Source organism: Arthrobacter sp. MYb224 (assembly GCF_002975455.1).
In the GTDB taxonomy this organism is placed as follows: Bacteria; Actinomycetota; Actinomycetes; order Actinomycetales; family Micrococcaceae; genus Glutamicibacter.
Genome location: NZ_PCPU01000008.1, coordinates 1 through 23,951 on the forward strand (window position 1 = coordinate 1; position 23,951 = coordinate 23,951).

A 23,951-nucleotide genomic window follows, 5' to 3' on the forward strand; every position below is an offset into this window, starting at 1 on the left:
CTAGCCCCTAGCCCCTGCAAGGATCCACCGTCCACAGGACGACAATCGGATTTTCGGGTTAAAACAGCGAAAGGCCCAGAGCTGCACCGAACACGGCATTGGATGCTCGCGTCGCCCGTAAAGCCGATATACGCAAGCGATTACTCCCGGGGCGCGGATGGGAAGAGCGACTCGTAGTAGCCGCTAAGTGCTGGGTAATAATCCGGTTCGAATCGGATTTCATCGGCATCGGCACCGGAAACGGCTGCCACCAGCCGGTCCAGGTAGTAATCCCACCCAGGACCCACCGAGCCGGCCATGCTCGGATCGAGCCCCGGCATCCTGAACACCAGCTTGCTGCCGTCCGAAACTTCCTCGATCGATAATTCCAACCGCCAAACTTCCTCGCCTTCCCCGGTGCTGACGCTAAGCAGGTAAGCAGCCCGGTCACAGCTCAGGATCTCGACTTTCTCGCGGGGCGTTCCTTCCTCGGCGGTCAAAGCCACTTCCACTTCCCCGCTGCTGGGGTCACCCCGCCAACTGCCGAACCACAAAGCAGTTCGATCCGAAACAGCAAGGTAGGTCCAAAGCTCTGCGGCTGGCACCGTGAAAACTCTGCGCAGCTCCAAGGCGCCATCGGGTGCGCGGGTTCCGGTCGGCAGGGCGTTCATGGCCACTCTCCTGATTCTCCATGAATTGCCGAGGTGGATTCAGTATCCATCGGGCTCGACAGCGGTGTATGTAGGGTAGCAAGAAAGGTGCCATCCGTCATTGGAAAAGAAACGCCTTGCCATGCTCGGTCACGATCGAGACATGATTTATGGTTGTTCGGCTAACCCTGACCGGCCAAGCCCTCATCATCTGGCGACCGCCCCGGCGTCGGCAGGCTGATTTTGCCGACCGTGGGCAATTCGCCTCTTCCCCACCCTGGCGACCAAAACCACTGCGGGAAAAGTGCTATTTCAAGCCCATCTGTTGCTCCATGCAGCTCTCGATAGACCCGATTCGACCTGGCTTGGGACAGGAATTATTCGCCTAGTCTTTGAGTTTTCGGCCCGACCTGTTTCAATTCGAAGGCTGTGGCCCAGCTGCGGAGCGTCGTATCGTTGGGCACAGCACTTCCCATCCAAGCATTGACCTTTCCAAGGAGCACCATGGTTTCGCTATCTCCCGAACGCCAAGACATCTTGGGGCTGCTGGCGGAGGCCCGTTTCTTCCTGAAAAATACGACCCGCGGGCTGAGCGATGATCAGGCCAGGCTTCGCCCCACGGCCAGTGCCCTCTGCTTAGGAGGAATCATTAAGCACGTTACCGCCACCGAGGATTCCTGGGCGCGATTTGTCGTCGAAGGCATGGAGGCCCAGTCGGTCAATGGGAAGCATTTTGCGCAGTGGGGAGCGGAGGAATACGCGATTCGGCAGGCTCAGTTTGAAATGGGAGCAGATCAGACTCTGGCGGAAATCATTGCTGATTACGATGCCTGCGCCGCACGCACCGAGGAGATAGTGACTACCCTTGCGGATCTTGATCGACGTTTCGAGCTACCGCCGGCTCCATGGAACGAACCTGGTGCGAGCCTTAGCGTGCGCCGGTCATTGCTTCACATCGGTGCAGAGACTTCGCAGCATGCTGGGCACGCCGACATCATCCGCGAGTCCATCGACGGTGCGAAGTCGATGGGATAGGGATCGCGCTGCGCTGGGTCTCCGGGTAGCAGAATACCCAGGAAGCGAGTGATTCGCTCCCCGGGTATCAGGCCATCTATCGGGCGGCTAGGCCACTGTTGCCTTACGCAAGGTCAGATACGAACCGCCGGCCATCACCACCGCTACGGCACCACCCCACAAGGTCACCCCGGCAGCAGTCCAAGTCAGCGCCCAGCTCCAGAAATTGTCCCAAAAATCGCTGAAGGTCATCAGCGCGGCAACTCCGAGGAGCACAACTCCTAGTCCAATGAAGAAGACCACCATGCCGGTCGTCTTCCAACGCATGTAGATCGTGGCGATCAAGAAGCCGATCATGAACAGCAGTACCATCAGCACGAAGTAGAAACCTACCTGAACCGCCGCGTTGTTATCCGCGATCCACTCCAAGGCGAAGAACCGGGAATCCAGCCACCAACCACCGGTTGCCTTCTCCACCAGTCCCATCAAGTAGTAGAAGATCGATAGCGCCAGTGCGCAGGCCGAAAACAATAGGACCGTTCCGAGGTAGAAACTGCGTCGCGAGACGCTCATGGCCTGAGAAAAGGGGAAGGTTAAGGTCAGTGCCTGGATACCCAACGCCAAAAAGTACCACATGGGCGCTTGGGCTCCGCCGCCATAAACGGCTCCCTCGGCTCCGGCTTCGCGGACTATCCAGAAGATCGCCAACGAGAAAATAAAAGAGCAGCCGAGAATCAACAGCGGGAGGCCAATAAAGACCCATTTGTTGATCAGTTGCATGCGAACTACCTTTATTACACGCTCCATTGCTTTGCCTCCTCATCGCCTTCGGTTGTTTCGCTTTGAACCGGCTGCCCCAAGGCAGTCCGTACGACCAGTTGCTGTAGTGAAACGGGGCTGAGATCAAGACCCAGTTCTCGCGCTTCGGTTTGTTGCCTCTCCGAAAGTCGCGCTCGGATGCTGATGCTCGCCAGCGTTCCCAGAGAATCCCGGTGAATGACCGGGTAACCCTCGATAAACTCGTGCACCGTGCTCGAGTTGCCGCTGACCGTCACCGCGGCCCCTTGAAGGGATTCAGCATCGCTGTCCATCACAATGCGACCACCGTCGATGATGATCACGTGTTCGAGGAGATTTGCGACCTCGTCGATCAGGTGGCTGGAGAGCACGATCGTGCGTGGATACAGCGAAAAATCTTCCACCAGTCGGTCGTAGAAGATCTGCCGAGCCACCGCATCCAGGCCCAGGTATGGCTCGTCGAAGAAGGTCACTTCGGCCCGCGAAGCCAGGCCAATGATCACTCCAACGGCCGAAAGCTGGCCGCGGGATAGCTTCTTGATCTTGCGCTTGACCGGCAAGTTGAAGTCTGCGATCAGCTCCTGGGCTAGCGCCTCGTTCCAATTTTCGAAGAAGAGGGACGCTGCTTTGAACGCCTGAAAGACCTTGTACTCATCGGGGTACTTCTGCGATTCACGAATGAAGCAGATGCGGGACAGGGTTGCATCATGCTCGAAGGGCGCGTGCCCGAAGATCTCGATCTCGCCACTGCCGGGGTACCCCTGACCGGTGAGGATCGACATCAGGGTCGTCTTGCCAGCGCCATTGCGGCCGAGCAGACCGTAGATCTTGTTGGATTCTAGCTGCAGGGTAACGTCATCCAGCGCCTTGACGTCCTTAAACGTCTTAGTCAGCCGTTGCGCCGAAACTGCGATTTTCTCAGACATCACTCATACCTCCGTGGGTCGAATCCAATGGATGTGCGGATTTGATCATGTCCATCAGCTCCTCAACTCCGATGCCAAGTTTCCCCGCTTCGGCCGTCAGCGGCTGGACGTACAGGTCATTAAATTTCTGTCGACGCTTTTGCCTCAGCCGTTCCGGCGCGCCCTGTGCTACGAACATCCCGATCCCCCGCTTCTTATACAACAGCCCTTCTTCAACGAGCTTGTTAATTCCTTTGGCCGCAGTTGCCGGATTGATCCGGTAAAAGGCGGCGAATTCGTTTGTCGATGGCACTTGGGCCTCTTCGGCAAGCACGCCAGCGAAAATATCATTTTCGATCAGCTCGGCGATCTGCATGAAAATCGGTTTCGAATCATCGATCACGCCATGCACTTCCCCTCGTTTGTGGAACCAAATCTCCCAACCAGTTCATTGGTTCATTACTCATGTAACTAACCATAGAACCTGGGTGAAAATTATGCAATACCACTGCCTTCCGCGCACGAAAAAACCGGCCGGCTCTCCGTATTTCCCATATCGGGGAAATGCGGAGAGCCGGCCGGTTCACCAGAAGTCCGGTGGCTATCTGCGCCAAGTCACGCTGGCGCTTATTTGACGGCTAATGCCTTGCTGACCTCAGTGATAATCGCTGGTAGCAACAGTTTGAATGCCTGGGCGCGATGCGAGATCGAGTTCTTTTCCTCTGCCGAGAACTGAGCCAAGGAACGGTTGGAATCTTTGGGCTGGAAGACCGGGTCGTAGCCGAAGCCATGCTCGCCGGCACGCTCGCGGCGCAGCCGGCCTACAAGCTTGCCGAGTTCCACTTGCTGCGCACCACTCGGAGTAGCCAGTGCCGCGGCGCAGACGAACGCGGCGCCACGGTGTTCTTCGGAGATATCGCCGAGCTGCCCCAGCAACAGGTCGATATTCGCTTCGTCGTCACCGTGCGATCCAGACCAGCGAGCCGAGAAGATCCCGGGTGCCCCGCCTAAGACATCAACGCTCAATCCCGAATCATCGGCCAGCGCGATCAGCCCGGTAGCGGCACTGATCTCCTTGGCCTTCTTCAGTGCATTGCCCTCGAAGGTGACCTGATCCTCGACCGGGTCCGGGGCGCCGGCGGTGGCCGCGTCGATGACCTGGGTGTCGACATCCAGGCCAGGCACCTGGCCGCGCAGCAGCTCGCGCAGTTCGCGCAGCTTGCCCTGGTTGCGTGAGGCTAGGACGAGAACTGCCTCGCTCATTTGGCGTTTCGCAGGGTCTCGGTCTGGATCTGCGCCAGCTCGGTGGTCCCGATCAATGCAAGGTCCAGCAATGCGTCGAGCTCTGCACGCTTAAACGGTGCGCCCTCCGCTGTACCCTGCACCTCGACGAAGTCACCGGAACCGGTGACCACAACGTTCATGTCGGTCTCCGCGCGAACGTCCTCCTCATAAGGCAGGTCGAGCATCGGGGTACCGTCGATAATGCCCACGGAGATCGCCGCGACAGAATCGGAGAGCACCTTCGCGTTGGACTTCAGGATTCCCTCGCGGCGGGCCCATTCCAGCGCTTCGGCCAGCGCCACATAGGCGCCGGTGATCGCGGCGGTGCGGGTTCCGCCATCTGCCTGCAATACGTCGCAGTCGAGCACGATGGTGTTTTCGCCCAGCTGTTTGGTGTCAACCACCGCGCGCAGCGAGCGGCCGATCAGTCGGGAAATCTCATGGGTGCGGCCCGACAGCTTGCCCTTGACCGCTTCGCGGGAGTTACGGGTGTTGGTGGCACGTGGAAGCATCGCGTATTCTGCGGTAACCCAGCCGGTCCCCTCGCCCTTGAGCCAGCGCGGCACGCCCTGGGTGAAGGAAGCGGTGCACAGCACGCGGGTATTTCCGAATTCGATCAGAGCCGAGCCTTCGGCCTGGGTGGACCATCCACGGGTGATGGTGATGTCGCGAAGTTGCGCGGCGCTGCGGCCGTCGGCACGTAAAGTCATGCTTCCATCCTAACGAAAGCACCCCGGCTTCCGGGTCTGTGACGGCACCAGAAGCCAGGGTGTTTAGTCCAACAGGGTGCCAACTCGACTTGGCTGGCGGGCGGTGCTAAATCACCGATTCTTCGACCTCGGCAGATGGGCATTTTTTGGCCGGTAGGACACGGTCGAAGAGCCAGGCAAAGACGAAGGTGTAGATCAGGAAGAACACCAGCAATCCTGCTTCCAGGACCAACGCCTCGAGCAGCGTAACCGAGAGGATCCAGGCGAGAATCGGCACAAGAATCAGCACCAATCCGCCTTCAAACCCGAGCGCGTGGGCAATCCGGCGCCCCACGGTGCGCACCTGGGACTCCTGGCGCTTTTCCCATGCCTCGAACAGGGAGGTCCAGATGTAGTTCCAGATCAGGGCCACGACCGAAGAAGTCACGGCGACAATACCGGAATGCCCGCCGCCAAAACCCAAGAGGACCAAGGCCACGGAGGTCAGCACAATGGCGAAGAGCTCATAGGAAAAGACGTAAATGATGCGTCGAAGAACCGAGGACACGAGGTACTCCTTAGAAGTAGTCCATAGGAAGTCCTTGCGGGTTCGCGTCCATGGTGTAGGTAGTTAATTGCCCCGCGAGTCCTCAGCGGGGTGTGCTTTCCAAGCTAGCACGCGGCAATTCTGCTCGCTAGAGTTCGGTGAGCGAAATCACCGGTCTGGCTGGCTGATCCCTCAGCCGAACGGCGATTTCCGGTGATCAAGGTGCGACGGGGTACTGGCTGCGAATCGCGATCCGATTCCAGCTGTTCATCACGATGGTAAGCCAACTGATCGCGGAGACTTGCTCCGCGCTGAGCACCGCGGTGTCCCCGGCGCGCGACGGCGGCACCTCAAGCTGCGTGACCTCTTCGGCCAAGGCCAGCGCCGCGGCCTCCACCTCGCTGAAGTATTGCGATTCCCACCACGCGGCCAGCACAGCCAAGCGGTCGGACGTCTCCCCGAGTTTCAGCGCATCGCGAGTGTGCATTCGCAGGCAGAAGGCGCAGCCGTTGAGCTGCGAAACACGGATCTTGACCAGCTCACCGAGCAGCGGGTCCAGACCGCAGGCCACCAGCGCCGCTTCGGCCTGCGCATTCAACTCGATCAGGGCCTTGTAGGCCTCGGGATGTTGCTTGCCCAGATTTACGCTGCGTCGCGGTGCCGATGGCATAGTTCAGTTCCTCTGTTGGGTTGGCCCGTGGGTGCGGCGGGTTCGGTTGCCTACCCGTGCCGCAAAACCCTGCCCGCTACTTCTTGCGCTTGAGCAGCGGGAACTTGCGGACCTTCTCGTAGTTGATCTTCGGCAGCGAGCCGGTGCGGGACTTGAGGTAGTCGGTTCCGCGGTCGCCCTTGAACAGCGTCGGGTGCTTGTCCTCTTTCAGGGAGCCGGAGTAGACCCCGTAGGTCACCCCGGAAATTGCCACGGCGATCCCGCGGTCATAAGTTTCCTTCGCCTCGTCGACGACCTTGTTGATATCGGTCCACACCGGAATGTGGGTCAGCAGCAGGCGCTCGGCGCCCGCCTCGGTGGCCATCTGCCCGGCACGCTTGCCGGTCAGGTGCACCCCGTCGATCGCGTCGTCGCGGCCCTCCTCGAAGGCCGCTTCGCAGAGGAAGATATCCGAACCCCGGGCGGCATCCACCAGCCCCTGGCAGGTATCGGTATCCCCCGAGTAGGTCAGCACACTGGTCAGCAGTTCCCCGTCGGGGCCAGGCTCGCGGGCCTCGACACGCAAGGCGTAGGACTCTTCGATGGGGTGGCGCACCGGGTAGGGGGTGATGGTGAATGGGCCGATATTCACCGGCTGCAGCGCGGTCCACTGGCGGAAGTCGTAGTCCTTGTGCATGGTGTCGCCCTCGGGCAGGCCGTAGGCGGTCTCGATCCGATTGGCGGTATCCGCCGGCCCATGAACCAGCATTTTTTCGCGGTTCCAGCCGTTTGGGTCCCAGCGGATGGCCACGTGCATGCCGCACAGGTCCATGCAGTGATCCGGGTGGAGATGGGAAATCATGATCCCATCGAGGTCCTTGATATCGGTATAGCGCTGCAGGACGCCCAGGGCGCCGGAGCCAAGATCGAGCAGGATCTTCCAGTCGCGAGTGCCATCAAAGGCAGTGACCAGGTAACAGGACGCCGGGGAGCTCGGGCCCGGGAACGACCCGGTGCACCCGATAATGGTCAGCTTCATTGCTTACTCGCTTTCGCCGCGGCAATCAGTTCCGGGGTTAGCCTGGTGATCGCACCGGTGGGATAGTGGGCGGCCACATGGTCCACATGGCGCACCTGCAATACTTCCGGTCCGAGGAATCGGCGAGCCAATACCCCAAAACTATCAGCGTTCCCGGTGGCAAGGAATTCGTGACGCGCCGCCAGTTGGTCCTCGCGTACCAATTCATGGGTCGTCAAGGCGCGGAAGGCATCCTTTGCGGTCTCCTCGGCGCTGGAGACCAGGGTGACCGACTCCCCCATCACGTAGGAAATCACGCCGGTGAGCAGCGGATAGTGGGTGCAGCCCAGGATCAGCGTGTCCACCTCGGCGGCCTTCAGCGGGGCCAGGTATTCCTCGGCCTGCGCCAGCAGCTCGGCACCTGCGGTAATCCCTGACTCCACAAATTCGACAAACCGCGGACAGGCCACCGCGTGCACCTTCAACGACGGCGCGGCGGCAAAAGCGTCCTCGTAGGCGCGCGATCCCACCGTCGCCTGGGTGCCGATCAGCCCGATCTTCCCATTCTTCGTCGCCGCGACCGCACGGCGCACCGCCGGCTGGATCACCTCGACCACCGGGATCCCGTAGCGCGCGGTATAGCGTTCGCGGGCGTCGCGCAGCACCGCCGAGGAGGCCGAATTGCAGGCGATCACCAGCAGCTTCACCCCGGCGTCCACCAGCTCGTCCATCACGCCCAGCGCATTGGCCCGCACCTGGGCGATCGGCAACGGGCCGTAGGGCGAGTTCGCGGTGTCTCCGACGTAGATCAACGATTCGCCCGGCAGCTGGTCGATGATCGCGCGGGCCACGGTCAGTCCGCCGACCCCTGAATCGAAGATCCCGATCGGGGTATTGGCATTCGGCGCGCTGAGCGGAGAACTGGCGAAGTAGGAGTTCATCGCCTAGCGCTCCGCATTCATCAGTGCCTGCATCAAGGTGTCCTGCACCCAGGAGACCAAGTTGTACACCAATCCCAGATACTCTTGCGGCGATTGCACGGCCGCGGCATCGACCAGCTGGGCGATCCGCTCCGAATCCGCCTCGTCGCGGATGTCCAGCCGCTCGGCGAGCACCAGGCGCACATCGTTCAACGCCCGCGCGAAGCGTTGCGCGGCCGGGACCTGGAGCACCAGCTTCTCGGTCTCCAGCAAAAGCTGGGCCTCGCGTAATAAAGAGGTCTTTTCGGCGATCAGATCCGCTTCGGTCAGCCGGCGGAATTCCGCGGCCACCGCCTTGTCCTCGCTGGCATCCGGAAGCAGCCGCTTGACCGCGGCATCGGATGGTTCGGGAAGATCCGCGCTCTTCGGGCGCATCCCGGTCAGCGCGTACAGCGGATCGATATCCTCGGGCAGCTCATGCACCGCGGCGCGTTCTTCGAGCACCGTGATGACGTCTCCGAAGAGTTCGCGCAGCAATTTCCGTTCCGAGGCGTGCAGCGAACCGGTGATTCCGCGCGCGCCACTTTTAAAGGCCCTTGCCACGTAGCTTAGGCCTCCTGGTTCATGGTTGCCTGCAATCCGAAGCCGTGCATCGCATGCACGTCGGACTCGATCGCCTCCCGGGCACCGCTGCGCACGACGCAAAAACCGTCGTTATGCACCTGCAGCATCAGCTGTTCGGCGCGCTCGCGGGTGAAGCCAAAATACGACTGGAACACATAGGAGACATAGCTCATCAGGTTCACCGGGTCGTTCCACACGATCAGGCGCCAGGCCTTATCCTGCGCCTTGAGGGTCTCGGGGTTCGTCATTACATCGGGCATAGCGGTCATAATTCTCATTTTACGCCCCATCTTGCCAAGAGACGCGGTGCGTTGTGAATATCACCGCAAGCGTGAGGCGTTATACAGTAAAGGCCGGTCCATCCACTTTTCGATCAGGAGCACCACATGCTCACCAGCCTTTTTACCGATCACTACGAGCTGACCATGCTGCAGGCGGCCCTCGCCTCCGGCGCCGCTCACCGCCCCTCGGTGTTCGAAGCCTTCTCGCGCCGACTGCCCGAGGGACGACGCTATGGCGTGGTCGCCGGCACCGGTCGCCTGCTCGAAGGCCTCAAGGACTTCCACTTCGGCGACGCGCAGCTGCGCTTCCTCTCGGATACCAAGGTGGTGAACAAGCAAACCCTGGATTACCTGGAGAACTTCAAGTTCACCGGCGACATCACCGGCTACGCCGAGGGCGAGCTCTACTTCCCGCACTCCCCGATCCTCACCGTGCAGTCCACTTTCGCCGAGGCCTGCGTGATCGAAACCTACATCCTCTCGATCCTGAACCACGATTCGGCCATCGCCTCGGCCGCCTCGCGCATGATCGCCTCGGCCGGCACCCGTCCGTGCATCGAGATGGGCTCCCGGCGCACCCACGAGGAATCCGCGGTGGCCGCCGCCCGCGCCGCGATCATCGCCGGATTCGATTCGACCTCCAATCTGGAGGCCGGCGCACGCTACGGGATCAAGACGGTAGGCACCTCCGCGCACTCCTTCACCCTGCTGCACGACACCGAAGAGCAGGCCTTCGCCGCGCAGATCGAGTCGCTGGGCAAAGACACCACGCTGCTGGTGGACACCTACGAGGTGGAGGCCGGGGTGCGCACCGCGGTCAAGGTGGCCGGTCCCGAGCTCGGCGGGGTGCGCCTGGACTCCGGCGACCTGGTCCAGCAGGCCGGCTGGGTGCGCGAGCTGCTCGACGACCTGGGCAACTGGAACACCAAGATCACCGTCACCTCTGACCTGGACGAATACGCGATCGCGGCCCTGGGCAGCGCACCGGTGGATTCCTACGGCGTGGGCACCGCCCTGGTCACCGGTTCCGGGCACCCAACCGCCTCGATGGTCTACAAGCTCGTCGCCCGGCAGGATTCGGCCGGCAGCTGGATTCCGGTGGCGAAGGCCTCGGCGAACAAGGCGAGCGTCGGCGGGCGCAAGCACGCGGTCCGCCAGCTGAACGAACGCAACCGTGCCACCGCGGAGATCGTCTCGCTCGAGGAGTACAGCACCGGCGGGCCCGAGCGCCAGCTTTCGGTGCCCTTCGTCACCGCGGGCCGGATCGATGAGTCCTTCATCGGCGCGGCCGGCGTGGAAAAGGCCCGGGCGCGCCACCACGCCTCGATCCAGGAAATGCCCGGAGTGGCACGCAAGCTCCAGCGCGGCGAGCCGGTCATCCCGACGATCATCCGCGAGGACTGAGCGCCGAGGCAGTATTATGGTTAAAACCCTATTCACTCGCAATGATTAGGAGCAAAACATGACTCGAGCCCTGCTAGTTGTCGATGTCCAACCGGATTTCTGCGAAGGCGGCCCGCTGGCCGTGGCCGGCGGCAACGCCGTCGCTGCCGCGATCGCCGAGGACGTGATGGCCCGCCGCGAGTCCTACAGCGCGATCATCACCACCCAGGATTGGCATATCGATCCGGGAGCCCACTTTTCCGAGGCCCCGGACTTCGCCGACTCCTGGCCGGTGCACTGCGTCGCCGGCACCGAAGGCGCGGAGCTGCACCCAAGCATCGCCGCGCTGGAGGTCGACGCGCACTTCGCCAAGGGCCGCTTCACCGCCGCCTACTCGGGGTTCGAGGCCCGGGTCCTGGATCCGGGCGCGGCCCCGGAGGATGAGTCCGGCGCCCTGCTGGATCAATGGTTGCGCGAGCGCGGCATCACCACGGTGGATATCGTGGGCATCGCTACCGATCACTGCGTGCGCGCCACCGCGCTGGATGCCGCCCGCACCGGATTCAGCACCACCGTGCTCGCCCCGCTGACCGCGGCGGTGAGCCCGCAGAACCTGCCGGCGGTCTACACCCAGCTGCGCGAGGCCGGAGCCATCGTGCTCACCCTGGGCCTGGAACCGGTCAGCCCCGCGCCCTGAGCCTTCGTTAAACGCCGACGGCGCCCCGCTTTGTGCGGGGCGCCGTCGGTCGTTCGCCGGACCTATTTGCGCCCGAGAAACCAATCCTGCAGCCTGTCGCTGCGCCGCCGCACCGGCTACTTTTCGCCCACGGCCAGCGAAGCGTCTGCGGATGCGGTAGGCGTGGGCTCCGCCTGGCGCTCGCGCTGGATCGCTCCGGGCTGCCGGCTGCGGGCGATATCCGCGGGGTTGACCAGGTCGATCTCCCCGGTGGCCTGCAGGTACCAGTCGGTCAGCAGCGGATCCTTGGTGCCCAGCCCGGCACCGGCTCCCTCCTCCTTGCGCACCTCGGTGGCGTTGAACACGAAGTCATCGCCGAAGTCCTCGATGCCGCGGCGGATGCCCTGGGCGATCGCCGCATGGGCGAACTTGACCCGCAGAATATATGGATCGGTGCGCAGATCGCGCCACCAGGCGATCATGATGCCCATCACCACAAAGGCGAACGGCAGTGCCGAGACCACCATCAGCGATTGCAGTCCGGCCAGCCCCTCCGCGCCGCCGGCCAGCAGCAGCGAGGCCGCGGTGAGCCCCAGCAGCAGCCCCCACACCACGGTGACCCAGCGCGAAGGCTCGGGCCGGCCGCGCTGCGACATCGAGGCCATGACGATCGAGGCCGAATCGGCCGAGGTGATGAAGAAGACGATGATCGAGACCATCGCGATGATCGACAGCACGGTGCCTCCGGGCAGCTGGTCCAGGACCGCGAACAGCATCGCCTCCGGCGAACCGGCATCGCTGATGCCCTGGCCGGTCAGCTCCATCCACATCGAGGTGCCGCCGAAGATGGAGAACCAGAAGAAGCAGACCAGCGCGGGGACGATGATCACCACGGTCACGAACTCGCGCAGCGTGCGGCCGCGGGAGATCTTGGCGATGAACAGGCCCACGAACGGGGTCCAGGTCACCCACCAGGCCCAGTAGTAGGTGGTCCAGCCGCCCATGAACTCGGCCGCTTCCGGGCTCTGGTTCGGGTTGCGCATCAGCATGGTCCACAGCTCGCCGAAGAACGCGGCCATGCTGGCGGGCATGAAGTTCAAGATGAACAGGGTCGGCCCGACGATGAAGATGAACAGCGCCAGCATCCCGGCCAGCACCATATTCAGGTTCGACAGGGCGCGGATGCCGCGCTTGACCCCGGAGACCGCCGAAAGGATGAACAGCACCGTCAGCACGGCGATCGAGCCGATCAGGAACGCGTTGCCCACCGGCCCGGCCCCGCTGACCATCTGGTAGCCGCGGCCGATCTGCAGGGCGCCGATGCCCAGCGAGATGGCCGTGCCGAACAGCGTCACCAGGATGGCGAAGATGTCGATGGCCATGCCGATCGGGCCGTGGGTGCGGGCGCCGAAGATCGGTTCGAAGATCGAGGAGATCAGCGGCGGACGCCCGCGCCGGTAGGCGCTGTAGGCGATGGCGCCGCCGACCAGCGCGTAGTAGGCCCAGGCGATCGGGCCCCAGTGCAGCATGGTTTGCGCCATGGCATCGTGCATGGCATCCGGGGTTCCGGCGGCCGACTCGAACCCGTAGGGCGGTTCCTGGAAGTAGACCAGCGGTTCATAGGGGCCATAGAACAGCAAGCCGATGCCGATGCCTGCCGAGAACAGCATCGCCACCCAGGACACGGTCGAGAATTCGGGTTTCTCATCGTCGGCGCCCAAGCGGATGCCGCCGGTGCGCGAATAGCCGACCACCAGCATGAACACGGCGATCGCGATCGAGAGCAGCCCGAACATCCAGCCGAAGTTCGTGGTCACCCAGGACAGCGCCGTGCCGCCGAGCGTGGCGACGGTATCAGGTGCCAGCACGGCCCAGAGAATCACCGCCACAATCAACGCGCCGGATAAGGCGAAGACAAGTTTATTGGTGCGGAAATCCTGCCTGGTCGATTCTACGCCGATGCCCGGAATCAGGGCCGGATGCACCAGCCCGGGCTGGGTGAATTCCTTGAGCAGCTTGCGCATCGGAGGCCGGGGTCGGGCGGGGTGCGGTTCCCGCGGGGTATTCTGCTTTGCCATGTTTTCCACCTGAGGTCGCTTTGTCGTCACTGCCTTGCCGGCGCGGGCTGGATCCGGTTCCTCACCCGATCCTGCGCCCGCACCACGGCGGCGGGTCCGCGGCAGCGCGCCGGGCCGCGGACAGCATGCCGGGCCCAAACGGCACGGTGGCCCCGGCTGCCTGGTCCACGTGCAGCCCGAGGATTTCCTCGGTCGCCACCAGTTGCCCCGAGCGGTACAGCTCGTGAGCCAGATGCAGCTTCTTCGCGCCGAAGCCGGCCAGCACCGTGCGCACGCTCAGCGGTTCGCCGAGCGACACCTCCTGCAGGTAGCGCACATGGGCTTCCACGGTGTAGAGCGAGCAGCCGCTGGCGGCCCGGTAGTCCTCCCCCAGGCCCAGCGACTCCATCGCGGCATCCGTGGCGTACCCGAAGACCAGCACGTAGTAGGGCTCGGACATGTGCCCGTTGTAATCGATCCAGGCCGCGTCAACGGTCGTTTCGTAGCTGCTCAGCAGCCCCGGCTGTTGGGCGCTCATCCCCGGCCTCCGGCAAGTTTGCGGATGGCGATAATCCCGGCGTCGCGTTCGGCGACCAGCTGCCCGAAACTCCGTTCGCCGGCGGCCGTGTCACAGCCGGCCACCACCGAATCGCGCAGCTCACCGGTCAGCTCCGGGGCTTCCAGGCGCGTCCACGGCGACTTCAGCGACGGTCCGAAATGGTCGAGCATATGCGCCATGCCGCCTTCGCCGCCGGCCAGATGGAAGGTGAGCATCGGGCCATGCATCGGCCAGCGCAGCCCCGGGCCGTCGGTGATCGAACGGTCGATCTGCTCGACCGTGGCCTCGCCGTTGTCGATCATGTGCAGCGCCTCGCGCCACAGCGCCTCCTGCAGGCGGTTGGCGATGAATCCGGGGACCTCGCGGTCCATCAGGATCACCGACTTGCCGATCTGCTCGTAGAATTCGGCGGCCCATGCCTCGGCCCGCTTGCTGGTCAGCTCGCCGCCGACCACCTCGACCAGCGGGATCAGGTAGGGCGGGTTGAACGGATGGCCGACCACAAAACGCTCGGGGTGCGCCAGCGCCGCGGCCATATCCGTCATCGGGTAGCCGGAGGTGGAGGAACCGATGACCACGTCCGGATCCACCACCGCGTCCAGCTCCGCGAACAGCTTGCGCTTGAGCTCGAGCTCCTCGGGGGCCGATTCCTGCACGAACCCCGCCCCGGCGACCGCTTCGGACAAATCGGTGTGCACGCTGAAGGCGTTCTTGTCCGCTCCGGGGACCATGTCCAGCTGTTCCAGGGCCGGCCAGGCCGCCTCGATCAGCCGTCCCAGCTTCGCGGCCGCATCGGGTGCCGGGTCCCAGACCTTGACCTTGTACCCGCGGGCCAGGAAGTAGGCGGCCCAGCCGCCGCCGATGGTTCCGGCGCCGATGCAGGCGATGGTGTCGATGTCGTTGATTGCGCGAATGCGTTCCATGCTCAGGCTCCTGCCGGGATCTGGACTTTGAGGTCGAGGATTTCGCGGGCCTCGTCGGGGGTCGCCACTTCGGCGCCCAGGGATTCGATAATGCCCACCGCGCGGTCGGTGAGCTGCGCGTTGGTGGCTTTCACTCCCTTGGACAGGTACAGGTTGTCCTCCAGTCCGACGCGGGCGTGGCCGCCGGCCAGCACCGACTGGGCCACCCAGGGCAGCTGGTTGGCGCCGATGGCGAAGGAGGTGAATTCCGCGCCCTTGGGCAGCAGGTTCACCATCGCGTGGAGCAGGCCCGGGTCCACCGGGGCCCCGTAGGGCACGCCCATGCACAGCTGGTACAGCGGCGGCGGGTAGATCAATCCCTCCTGCACCATGACATTGGCGAACCACAGGTTCCCGGTGTCGAAAATCTCCAGCTCCGGGCGCACCCCCAGCTGCTGGATCCGTGCCGCGCCTTCGCGCAGCATGTCCGGAGTGGAGACGTAGAGGTTGCTGCCATCGCCGAAGTTCAGCGAACCGCAGTCCAGCGTGCAGATTTCCGGCAGCAGCTGCTCGACGTGGGGCAGCCGTTCCAGGCCGCTGACCAAGTCGGTGCCCGGCAGCTGGGCGGTCGGGTTCTGCGGGTCGAGGACCAGGTCCCCGCCCATTCCGGCGGTCAGATTGATGACCGGGTCCACCTCCGAGGCGCGGACGCGTTCAACGACCTCGCGGTAGTATTCGACCTTGCGCGAGCTGAGCTTGGTCTGCAGATCGCGCACGTGGATGTGGACGACCGAGGCACCGGCACGTGCCGCGGCAATCGCATCCTTGGCGATTTCTTCCGGAGTCACCGGAACGAATTCGCTCTTTGCGGTGGTGTCGCCTGCTCCGGTCAGGGCGCAGGTCAAGATTATTTTTCGGTTCATCTCTAAACTCCTTTTGTAGCTCTTTTGCCCGGTCTGCGAATTACCGGGATTCCGCGGCCCAACGGGAATCGGCCCGGGATCCGTCCAGCGCGATGCAGCGCCGGAGATAGTCGCGCAATCCGCGGGCCATGGCCGGCTTGTCGATCACCCGGGTCAGCACCTTGATGCCGTATCCATCCATCAGCGAGGTCAGTTCCAGCGACATGCTGTCGGGGTCGCCCGCCCGGAACAGCCCCTGGCGTTGGCCATCCTCGATCGTGCTGCGTACGGTCGCTACCCAGCGCCGGTAACTCTCGACATAGGCCTCGTCGTAGCGTCCATCCACGGTGATCTTGTTCCACATCTGGACCCAGATCGACCATTCAAGCTCCGCGGTTCGCCCATCGGGAGATTGCAGCTCAAGCAGCCTGGTCAACCGCTCGGCCGGGTCGGTTACCTCGCTCAGCCACGCGACTTGTCGGTTATAGGCCAGTTTCACCGAGTAGTTCATGGCCGCGCCGAACAGTTCCTGCTTGGTCGGGAAGTAATAATGGACCGTCGCGCTGGATACTCCGGCTTCGGCCGCGATGTCGGCAATCCGCACCGATTCAAAGCCCTGCTCGGCAAATAATCGCCAAGCCGTTTCGATAATTTTGCGATGGCCTAACTTTTGATCAGCCGACGGGAGACGCTCATCGGCGCCCTCCAGTCTCGGGATGGCGGCGGAAACCGCAGAGCTCTCCTCGCCCATGATCCAGCTGACCGTCACCCCGGTAGCCGTGGCAAGGCGCAGCAGCTCGTCGGCGGTAAACCGCCGCAATCCTTTCAAAGACTTGGAGAGCTTCGTTTCATCGATGCGAATTTGCGCGGCGATCTCCCGCTGCGAACTGCCGCTCTTTTTGATTGCGGTCCGGATCCGCTCGCCGATCGGGCCCATGGCTGTGGTACTTGGCATGCCAGCTAGCCTATATGCAACTTTCATGAATCGCAAAGTATTTTGATATTTAGTCAGAACTTGCGATTTTGGGAACCGCGTCGCATTGGCGATTCATGCCGTGGCAGAAGCGAATCCGGGAGCAACGGCGCAAGACACGGAACGGTTTCCAGCAGTTCCTAGGCCGAGCCGCTCTGGGAAAGCTCCTTGCGAGCGGCCGGAAGCAAGTACGCCAAAGGTGCATCCCGCAGCTGGGCTCAACGCCGCCGGCCGCGGAGACGATGTTTGCGTCATGCGCTCGGCGGCCCTGTCCAGCAATGCGAGGAAAGCAAGCGGTGCCCGAAGCCGGGTCCTACCGGATCCTGGCGGGCAGGCTGCATGGAATGGCGACTTTCAAGAGCGAAAATAACAACTGCTCGCCGCTCGGATTCCGTTCGGTTCACGGCGCTGGCCACAGGCCTGGAAGCGGCCAGCCCCGCGCCCCGAGCCTTCGTTAAACGCCGACGGCGCCCCGCATGATGCGGGGCGCCGTCGGCGGATCGCCGGACCTATTTGCGCCCGACGAACCAATCCTGCAGCTTGTCGATGCGCGCCTGCAGCTGGTCCGCGGTCGCCTGCGGCACCGCCGGACCGCCGCATACGCTGCGCAGCTTGTTGTGCACCTGCCCATGCGGCACGCCGGTGCGCGAAGCCCAGGCCGAGACGTTCTTGGACAGCTTCGAGCGCAAGTCCATCATCCGCCGGTGGTCGCTGACCGGTTCGGGCTTCGTGGCCCCGCGCGAAATCTGCTTGTTCTGCTGCTCGCGCAGCAGCGCGGACACCTGCTCGGTATCCAAGAGGCCGGGAATCCCGAGGAAGCCGAGCTCCTCATCGCTGCCCAGCTCCGCACCGGTGCCGAATTCGCCGCCATCGAAGAGCACCCGGTCGAAGGAGGCCTGGGAATTCAGCGCCTCGAATTTGGCCTTGTTCAGCTCGTCGCTGGCTTTCTCCTCGCGATTCGCCTCTTCGAGGAACGCGTCGTCCAGTCCGTCTTCGAGCTTCTCCCCTTCGCGGTCCAGCGCGTGGTCGCGTTCGATCTCCATCTCGTTGGCCAGCGCCATCAGCACCGGCACCGAGGGCAGGAACACGCTGGCGACCTCGCCACGCTTTCGGCTGCGCACAAAACGCCCGACGGCCTGCGCGAAGAACAGCGGGGTCGAGGTGGAAGTGGCATACACGCCCACGCACAGCCGGGGCACGTCCACACCCTCGGACACCATGCGCACCGCGACCATCCAGCGCGAATCCGAGGCGGCAAAATCGTCGATCTTCTGCGAGGCCTTCGGGTCATCCGAGAGGATGGTGGTGACCTTCTCGCCGCTGATCGCCTCCAGCTGGGTGGCATAACCGCGCGCGTCCTCATGGTCGGTGGCGATCACCAGGGCGCCGGCATCCTTCACGGTGCGCCGCACCTCGGAAAGCCGGCGATCCGCCGCACGCAGCACCGAAGGAATCCAGTCGCCGTGCGGGTCCAAGGCGGTGCGCCACGCATGCGCGGTGACATCCTTGGTGAATCCGGCGCCGAGCTCGGCTTCCATCTCCTCGCCGGCCGCGGTGCGCCAACGCATCGCCCCGGAATAGGCCATGAACAGCACCGGGCGCACCACGTGGTCCGCCAGCGCCTTGCCATAGCCGTAGGTGTAATCCGCCTTCGAGCGGCGGATGCCATCTCCCTCGTCCACATACTGCACGAAGGGAATCGGCGCCGCGTCCGAGCGGAACGGAGTACCGGTCAGCGCCAGCCGGCGGGTGGCCGGCTCGAAGGCCTCGCGAATGCCATCGCCCCAGGAGAGCGCGTCGCCTGCGTGGTGCACCTCGTCCATCACGACCAGCGTGCGCGCGCCTTCGGTTTTCGCCCGGTGCACCGCTGGCTTCTGCGCCACCTGCGCATAGGTCACCACGACGCCCAAGTAGTGCGAGCCGTGCCGCCCATCGGAGTTCTTGTAGTTCGGATCCAGCGCGATTCCCACACGTGCCGCGGCATCGGCCCACTGCTTTTTCAGGTGGTCCGTGGGCGCGACGACGATCATCCGGTTGATCTTGCCCGAATCGACCAGCACCTTCGCCAGGCGCAGCGCGAAGGTAGTTTTACCCGCACCGGGGGTCGCCACGGCCATGAAGTCCCGTGGTTCGGCGTCAAAGTATTTTGCCAGCGCCTCGGCCTGCCAGGCACGAAGCTTCGGCCCGGTTCCCCAGGCAGCCCGTTCCGGGTATGCCGGAGGGAGCTTGTCTTCCAGCGGAAGCTTGTCACCAAAATCAAAAAGTGTCTCGGTCATTTACCTTTTCCCGATGGTTCCTGCTGGTTGTCCCGCTACTTAACCCATCATGGATTCGTAGATTTCCTTGCATTCGGGGCAGACCGGGAACTTCTTCGGGTCACGGCCCGGCGTCCACACCTTGCCGCACAGCGCGATCACCGGCTCGCCGGACAACGCCGACTCCATGATCTTTTCCTTCTGCACATAGTGCGCAAAGCGCTCATGATCGCCGGCCTCGACGCCATGCGTCGTCTCCGTGCGTTCGATCGTTGATGTTCCACCACGGGTTTCTTCAGACTGTTCCACCATGCCACCAATTCTAGTACGCCACGGCCCAGCACGGCACCCTCGGCGATGGGAGCTTGTCCACACCGCCATCCCCTTGACTCGTCCGCTGCCCCGGCAGGACGCGCATGAATACCCGCACAACCAGCACATTTATCCTCCGCCGCCGCCGTCCTGCCCCGACGGGCTCAAGTCATTTCAAACCTCCGATGCCACCGGGTGTGTCTGCGCAGCCTAATTGCGCGGAGGCTTATCCACAGTCCGCGCTCCGCACGCTCACCTCCGTTTGTCCGGGCGCATACTCGAACCCATGAACACCACCGCCCTCGGGGACACCCTCAGCCAGCTGGACCGGGAGCTCACCGAGCTCACCGGCCCGGGCTTGTCCCCGAGCCTGGCGGGCACCGACCTGCGGGCCCTGTTCACCGGCACCACACAGCTGCTCACCACCCTGCGCGAACACCTGGCCGGCACCGAGGACCCGCGCCTGGCCCTGGAACTGGCTTCTGCCGGACAGTCGCTGGCCGATGAAGCCGCCCGCATGCGCGTGGCCGCCGCGGACCGGATCGCGGCCACCAACGCCCACACCCTCCACCCGGACGAACTGGACGCGCTGCGTACCACCGGAGCCGACACCAGCCGGGACGCGCAGCGCTGCACCGGGCGGCCCAGCTTCCTGGACCCTGCCGCCCTCTTAGCCTCTTGGCTGTACCTGGCCTACACCGAAGCAGCCGCCCTTGTCCAGGATGCGAGTGATCTCATTGGCCGCCGGGACCCGGCAGGCCAGTCGGTCCCGCCGCGCTTCACCCACCTCGGTGCGCTGTTCACTAGCCCGGATCCCGCCAGAGCCCCGGTGCTGCATCCGTCCCTCGTGCAGGAGACCAGCCGCAAGCTGGCTAAACGCGAACCGAAGGATCTGACCTTCGAAGGCATCGGCACCGAGGCGACACTGCGCCATGCTGATGGGCGGGCGGTGGAGGAACACGCCGCCGAGGTGCTGCGCGGGGCGCAGAGCGTGAAGGAAGCCGAGAAGCACGTGACGCAGCTGATCAGCAGCGCCGCCACCACTGCGGGTACCGCGACGAAAGCGTCGGTGCGGCGCGGGTTGTATGCGTTGCCGGTGCGCAATGCGCTGAGCCGGGAGTTCCTCTTGCGGGTGAGCACGCTGGAGGGAGAGGTGCTCGATTCGTTGATCGCGCAGGCCAATAATCCGCGCACCCGGGTGGGGCAGGCGGTGCGCACGAACCCCGGAGACCCTGCGCCGTCCCACGACGAAGCAGAAGCATCCGAGGCCATCGAGACGACCAGCAGCGAACAAAACGGCACCGACGAGGATGAAGACGCTGCGTCGGCCGTGGATCCGAGCATTCTCGAACCGGCCGTACCGGAAGCCACCACCGAACCAAACACCGCGAGTTCGGGCCTCCCGGATTTCCTTCCCGAAGGCGTGGGCAACGAAGCACGCTGGGACCCCGAAGAGACCGAAACCATCGCGACCGTGCCCGAGCGGGCGTTGAACGCGCTGCTGGACATCCTCACCACCACCACTGCTGGTGGAGGGTCGCGGATCCGGCCGGAGGTGATCGTGCATCTGAAGTTGGAGAACCTGCAGGATTTGGCCGCCGGGGATGCGCGGACCGCGCACGGGGTGCATCTGCCGCCCGGCGAGCTGAGACGGCTCTTGTGCGAGGCCGAGATCATACCGGCGGTGTTCAATTCGAAGAGCGAACTGCTCGATTATGGCCGAGCCCAACGCATCGTGCCGGAGAAGCTCAAGCGGGCGGTGCTGGCCCGCGATGGCGGGTGCATTGTGCCTGGCTGCACCGAGCCGCCGGAGAAGGTGGAATTCCACCATATTGATCCGTGGTGGAAGGGCGGGGAGACGAAACTGGGCAATTTGGGGGCTTTGTGCCGGGGTGCGCATATGGATGCCGATGCGGGGCGGATCCAGGTGGTGCTGGTGGATGGGCTGCCGCATGTGATTTTGCCGAAGCATGTTGATCCGGAGCAGCAGCCGCGGCGTAATACGTATTGGGACTAGCCACTGGTGAGCGGGAGAACTCCGCCCACGACCGTGACCGCGCAAGGCGCAGGAGACCAGGGCATCAATTCGGTTAGTTCGTGAGTTAAGACAACGCCCGCATCAACCGGGTCGGAGAAAATCCGACCCGGTTGATGCGGGCGTTGCAGGGTTTGCTGTCTAGCGGTTGACCAGCACCGCTTGCATCAGCTCCGGCTGACGCGCGTCCATGGTCTTGCCACCAATCTTGATCCCAAGGAACAGCATGATGGAACCGGTGATCAGGCCGACCGCGACGGTAATGTATCCGGCCAGCATCGATTGAGTCACCCAACCGAAGATATATGGCACTAGCGTTGGAATCAGCAGCACACCCATGATGCCAAAGGTCGCCAGCTGAGTCAGCGCCACGCGGGCACCATTGCCTGGCGGAGTCTTCATCGGATTGTCCCCAGGCAGCGGCACCGCGTAGGTGTACCGCGCCGAAGCGATCGAGGCGACGCCCAACGCAATCAGGAACGCTCCTATGGACATTCCCAGATCGCCGGGAATACGCCACGGCTGACCGGTCAGCGTGGCCGGCAAGACCGCGGCCAGGATCAGCGGCACGATGACCAGTGCGAAGCACGCCAGCACGCGGCCCAAACGATCGTCCTTGCCCGTCACACCGGTCAGCACATGCAGCGCAAAGGCGGTGTTGTCATAGGAGACATCCGCGGAGATCGAGAAACCCATCAAAATGCCGATCAACGGACCGAGCAGCAGCATCATGGAGTAGTTTCCCGTGGTTCCGCTGGCAAAGTAGAAGATGATCGGGAGCATCGGCACCATGATCACGCTCAACGCATAGCGCGGGTCTTTGAACCAATAGGTCAGGGCGCGCGCGGCCACCGCGCCGCTGGGCGTAGCCGGGGTGATTTTGAAGAACCCCAATCCCTTCGCGCTCGATGCACGCTGCGCGGCCGGCGGAGTGACCGTGGCCTTGCCGGTGGCTCGGGTCAGCAAGAGATACAGCCCGGCCAGGTAGACCAGCGCCAACGCAAGGTGCAGCCCCAAGGCCGCGAACTGACCGGTGGCAAAGTCATTTGGCACGGCTGCAAAGGCACCGAGCGGGGTGAACGCAAGGACCTTGGTGGCGGGGATCAGCAGGTCGAAGATCGATTCGACGTTGGTGGCGATCGTGGTGATGATCGGGCCCAGGCTGATCAACAGCAAGAACAGCACACCGAAAGACAGCTCGCGGAAACGGCGCTTGGCGCGCAGCGCGGTGGCCATGATCGTCAGGTACTGGCAGAGCAGAATCGCCATCACCCAGGTGCCGATCGCACAGAGCAGCCCAACGATGAGCGCCAATGGATCCAGTCGCCAGATCGTGGAAAAGCCCAGCACCGCAAGCATCGTCAGAAAGGCCGGAACCGAGATGAACCCGGCGAGGATCAGCCCGCGGGCCAAGGTCTTGGCCTCGATGCCGAAGTGGACGAAGCGCTGTGGCTCCAGGGTCAGGTCCACACCGGTGATCATCGGCGGGATCACCGCCCAACCGAGCACAATCACCGAACCGACCAGCACGCTCACCCAGCCGCGCGCCTCTAAGTTGTCGGCGCTAAACCACATGGCCAGCGACAGCATCACCACCATGCCCAGCGCGTAAAGCCCACCGATGATCACGCCCGCCAGCTGCCACGGGCTGCGCTTGAAGCCGTTGGCCAGTAGCCGCAGCTTCAGCTTTAGGATGTACGCAACCATGACAGCCCTTCACTTGTGCCACGGCCGCCGACCAGATCGACGAAGCGGTCCTCCAAGGACATCCCGTCGCGTACCTCGTCCACCGTGCCCGAGGCCTTGAGCACGCCGCCGTCGATGACCGCCACATGCGAGCACATGCGCTGGACCAGGTCCATCACGTGCGAAGAAACGATCACGGTGCCGCCGAAGGCGACGTAGTCGTTGAGGATGTCGCGGATATTCGCCGCGGAAACCGGGTCCACCGCTTCGAAGGGCTCATCGAGCACCAGCAGCTTCGGCGAGTGGATCATCGCGGTCGCTAGCGAAATCTTCTTGGTCATGCCCGCGGAGTAGTCCACGACGAGTTTGTCGCCGTCCGCGCTCAAATCCATCACGCGCAGCAGGTCTTCGGTGCGCGTGGTGACCTCCTCGCGGTCCATGCCGCGCAGCAGGCCGGCGTAGGTCACCAGCTGCCGGCCGGTCAGCCGGTCGAATTGGCGCACCCCGTCGGCGAGCACGCCCAGGGTCCGCTTGGCGGTGTGCGGCTCCGCCCAGATGTCCACCCCGTTGACCAGCGCGCTGCCCTGATCCGGGCGCAGCAGTCCGGTCGCCATTGAAAGCATCGTCGTTTTGCCTGCACCATTGGGTCCGACTAGTCCATAGAAGGACTTGGCGGGCACCTGGAGGCTGACATTGTTCACCGCCACCTTGTCACCAAATTGCTTGGCAAGGTTCCTTATTTCGAGCGCCATGCTATTCATGTGTCGAGAATATCAACCTGCCAAGTCAAGACGCATCATCCTTTGGAGTTAATCTCGTAGCCCAGGCCCGTGGTAGGAGCATCCGGGCAGAA

The 23,951-nt window shown here is 63.5% G+C and carries 24 protein-coding genes and 1 pseudogene; 4 read left to right on the forward strand and 21 right to left on the reverse strand.

Annotated features, from left to right (window positions below):
* Positions 1 to 140: 140 nt before the first annotated feature.
* Positions 141 to 650: an SRPBCC domain-containing protein gene (locus CQ017_RS14265; protein WP_105554236.1), complete on the reverse strand. Its 510-nt coding sequence runs from the start codon at positions 648 to 650 to the stop codon at positions 141 to 143.
* A gap of 483 nt (positions 651 to 1,133) precedes the next feature.
* On the opposite strand from CQ017_RS14265, the gene CQ017_RS14270 reads away from it, so the two are divergent.
* Positions 1,134 to 1,664, forward strand: a complete 531-nt coding sequence (locus tag CQ017_RS14270; protein WP_105554237.1) for a DinB family protein — start codon at positions 1,134 to 1,136, stop codon at positions 1,662 to 1,664.
* A gap of 87 nt (positions 1,665 to 1,751) precedes the next feature.
* Here the strand turns inward: CQ017_RS14270 and CQ017_RS14275 are convergent, their stop codons facing one another.
* The 11 genes and pseudogenes from CQ017_RS14275 to clpS all read right to left on the reverse strand — a co-directional run bounded on the left by CQ017_RS14275 (position 1,752) and on the right by clpS (position 9,346).
* The gene (locus CQ017_RS14275; RefSeq protein WP_105554238.1) at positions 1,752 to 2,450 is read right to left on the reverse strand and encodes a hypothetical protein; all 699 of its coding nucleotides are present in this window, start codon (positions 2,448 to 2,450) and stop codon (positions 1,752 to 1,754) included.
* The gene (locus CQ017_RS14280) at positions 2,438 to 3,367 is read right to left on the reverse strand and encodes an ABC transporter ATP-binding protein (protein WP_105554239.1); all 930 of its coding nucleotides are present in this window, start codon (positions 3,365 to 3,367) and stop codon (positions 2,438 to 2,440) included. Before CQ017_RS14280 ends, CQ017_RS14275 begins: the two co-directional genes overlap by 13 nt.
* Positions 3,360 to 3,749 carry a GntR family transcriptional regulator gene (locus CQ017_RS14285; RefSeq protein WP_258133683.1) on the reverse strand — a complete coding sequence of 130 codons (390 nt, stop codon included), beginning with the start codon at positions 3,747 to 3,749 and terminating at the stop codon, positions 3,360 to 3,362. Before CQ017_RS14285 ends, CQ017_RS14280 begins: the two co-directional genes overlap by 8 nt.
* A 224-nt stretch (positions 3,750 to 3,973) precedes the next feature.
* Positions 3,974 to 4,609, reverse strand: a complete 636-nt coding sequence (gene rdgB / locus CQ017_RS14290) for an RdgB/HAM1 family non-canonical purine NTP pyrophosphatase (RefSeq protein WP_105554240.1) — start codon at positions 4,607 to 4,609, stop codon at positions 3,974 to 3,976.
* Complete coding sequence (rph, locus tag CQ017_RS14295; RefSeq protein WP_105554241.1) at positions 4,606 to 5,340, reverse strand: ribonuclease PH; 735 nt, start codon at positions 5,338 to 5,340, stop codon at positions 4,606 to 4,608. The genes rdgB and rph overlap by 4 nt, the downstream gene beginning before the upstream one ends.
* Positions 5,341 to 5,446: 106 nt before the next feature.
* Positions 5,447 to 5,887, reverse strand: a complete 441-nt coding sequence (locus tag CQ017_RS14300; protein WP_105554242.1) for a PACE efflux transporter — start codon at positions 5,885 to 5,887, stop codon at positions 5,447 to 5,449.
* A gap of 196 nt (positions 5,888 to 6,083) precedes the next feature.
* Positions 6,084 to 6,536, reverse strand: a complete 453-nt coding sequence (locus CQ017_RS14305; protein WP_105554243.1) for a carboxymuconolactone decarboxylase family protein — start codon at positions 6,534 to 6,536, stop codon at positions 6,084 to 6,086.
* A gap of 223 nt (positions 6,537 to 6,759) precedes the next feature.
* Positions 6,760 to 7,554 (reverse strand): annotated as a pseudogene (locus CQ017_RS14310) (MBL fold metallo-hydrolase); the annotation flags it as partial.
* Positions 7,551 to 8,474 carry a glutamate racemase gene (murI, locus tag CQ017_RS14315; protein ID WP_105554245.1) on the reverse strand — a complete coding sequence of 308 codons (924 nt, stop codon included), beginning with the start codon at positions 8,472 to 8,474 and terminating at the stop codon, positions 7,551 to 7,553. The pseudogene CQ017_RS14310 and the gene murI, both read right to left, overlap by 4 nt.
* Positions 8,475 to 8,477: 3 nt before the next feature.
* On the reverse strand, positions 8,478 to 9,056 hold the full coding sequence (locus tag CQ017_RS14320) for a DUF2017 domain-containing protein (protein WP_105554246.1): 579 nt from the start codon (positions 9,054 to 9,056) through the stop codon (positions 8,478 to 8,480).
* A gap of 5 nt (positions 9,057 to 9,061) precedes the next feature.
* Entirely contained in the window at positions 9,062 to 9,346 is a 285-nt protein-coding gene (gene clpS, locus CQ017_RS14325) for an ATP-dependent Clp protease adapter ClpS (RefSeq protein ID WP_105554247.1), read from the reverse strand.
* A gap of 117 nt (positions 9,347 to 9,463) precedes the next feature.
* On the opposite strand from clpS, the gene CQ017_RS14330 reads away from it, so the two are divergent.
* Together CQ017_RS14330 and CQ017_RS14335 are read left to right on the forward strand one after the other, a co-directional pair.
* Entirely contained in the window at positions 9,464 to 10,762 is a 1,299-nt protein-coding gene (locus tag CQ017_RS14330; RefSeq protein ID WP_105554248.1) for a nicotinate phosphoribosyltransferase, read from the forward strand.
* 58 nt (positions 10,763 to 10,820) lie between these two features.
* Entirely contained in the window at positions 10,821 to 11,438 is a 618-nt protein-coding gene (locus CQ017_RS14335; RefSeq protein ID WP_105554249.1) for an isochorismatase family protein, read from the forward strand.
* 116 nt (positions 11,439 to 11,554) lie between these two features.
* Here the strand turns inward: CQ017_RS14335 and CQ017_RS14340 are convergent, their stop codons facing one another.
* The 7 genes from CQ017_RS14340 to CQ017_RS14370 form a co-directional block, all read right to left on the reverse strand.
* Positions 11,555 to 13,495, reverse strand: coding sequence for a BCCT family transporter (locus CQ017_RS14340; protein ID WP_105554250.1), 1,941 nt, complete (start codon positions 13,493 to 13,495; stop codon positions 11,555 to 11,557).
* Positions 13,496 to 13,556: 61 nt separating this feature from the next.
* The gene (locus tag CQ017_RS14345) at positions 13,557 to 14,012 is read right to left on the reverse strand and encodes a thioesterase family protein (protein WP_105554251.1); all 456 of its coding nucleotides are present in this window, start codon (positions 14,010 to 14,012) and stop codon (positions 13,557 to 13,559) included.
* Entirely contained in the window at positions 14,009 to 14,956 is a 948-nt protein-coding gene (locus tag CQ017_RS14350) for a 3-hydroxyacyl-CoA dehydrogenase NAD-binding domain-containing protein (RefSeq protein WP_105554252.1), read from the reverse strand. Before CQ017_RS14350 ends, CQ017_RS14345 begins: the two co-directional genes overlap by 4 nt.
* 2 nt (positions 14,957 to 14,958) lie before the next feature.
* Positions 14,959 to 15,858 (reverse strand): 3-keto-5-aminohexanoate cleavage protein, encoded by a 900-nt coding sequence (locus CQ017_RS14355; RefSeq protein WP_105554253.1) that lies wholly within the window; start codon positions 15,856 to 15,858, stop codon positions 14,959 to 14,961.
* A gap of 40 nt (positions 15,859 to 15,898) precedes the next feature.
* Positions 15,899 to 16,792: a TetR family transcriptional regulator C-terminal domain-containing protein gene (locus CQ017_RS14360; RefSeq protein WP_258133684.1), complete on the reverse strand. Its 894-nt coding sequence runs from the start codon at positions 16,790 to 16,792 to the stop codon at positions 15,899 to 15,901.
* Between the two features lie 527 nt (positions 16,793 to 17,319).
* The gene (locus tag CQ017_RS14365; protein ID WP_105554254.1) at positions 17,320 to 19,086 is read right to left on the reverse strand and encodes a DEAD/DEAH box helicase; all 1,767 of its coding nucleotides are present in this window, start codon (positions 19,084 to 19,086) and stop codon (positions 17,320 to 17,322) included.
* 39 nt (positions 19,087 to 19,125) lie between these two features.
* Positions 19,126 to 19,377, reverse strand: coding sequence for a DUF3039 domain-containing protein (locus CQ017_RS14370; RefSeq protein WP_105554255.1), 252 nt, complete (start codon positions 19,375 to 19,377; stop codon positions 19,126 to 19,128).
* A gap of 1,474 nt (positions 19,378 to 20,851) precedes the next feature.
* Here CQ017_RS14370 and CQ017_RS18565 point away from each other — a divergent pair.
* Positions 20,852 to 21,394 (forward strand): DUF222 domain-containing protein, encoded by a 543-nt coding sequence (locus CQ017_RS18565; RefSeq protein ID WP_374954998.1) that lies wholly within the window; start codon positions 20,852 to 20,854, stop codon positions 21,392 to 21,394.
* 159 nt (positions 21,395 to 21,553) lie between these two features.
* Here the strand turns inward: CQ017_RS18565 and CQ017_RS14380 are convergent, their stop codons facing one another.
* Together CQ017_RS14380 and CQ017_RS14385 are read right to left on the reverse strand one after the other, a co-directional pair.
* Positions 21,554 to 23,119, reverse strand: coding sequence for a transporter (locus CQ017_RS14380; protein WP_105554257.1), 1,566 nt, complete (start codon positions 23,117 to 23,119; stop codon positions 21,554 to 21,556).
* The gene (locus CQ017_RS14385) at positions 23,101 to 23,859 is read right to left on the reverse strand and encodes an ABC transporter ATP-binding protein (protein WP_096283870.1); all 759 of its coding nucleotides are present in this window, start codon (positions 23,857 to 23,859) and stop codon (positions 23,101 to 23,103) included. Before CQ017_RS14385 ends, CQ017_RS14380 begins: the two co-directional genes overlap by 19 nt.
* Between the last annotated feature and the right edge of the window lie 92 nt (positions 23,860 to 23,951).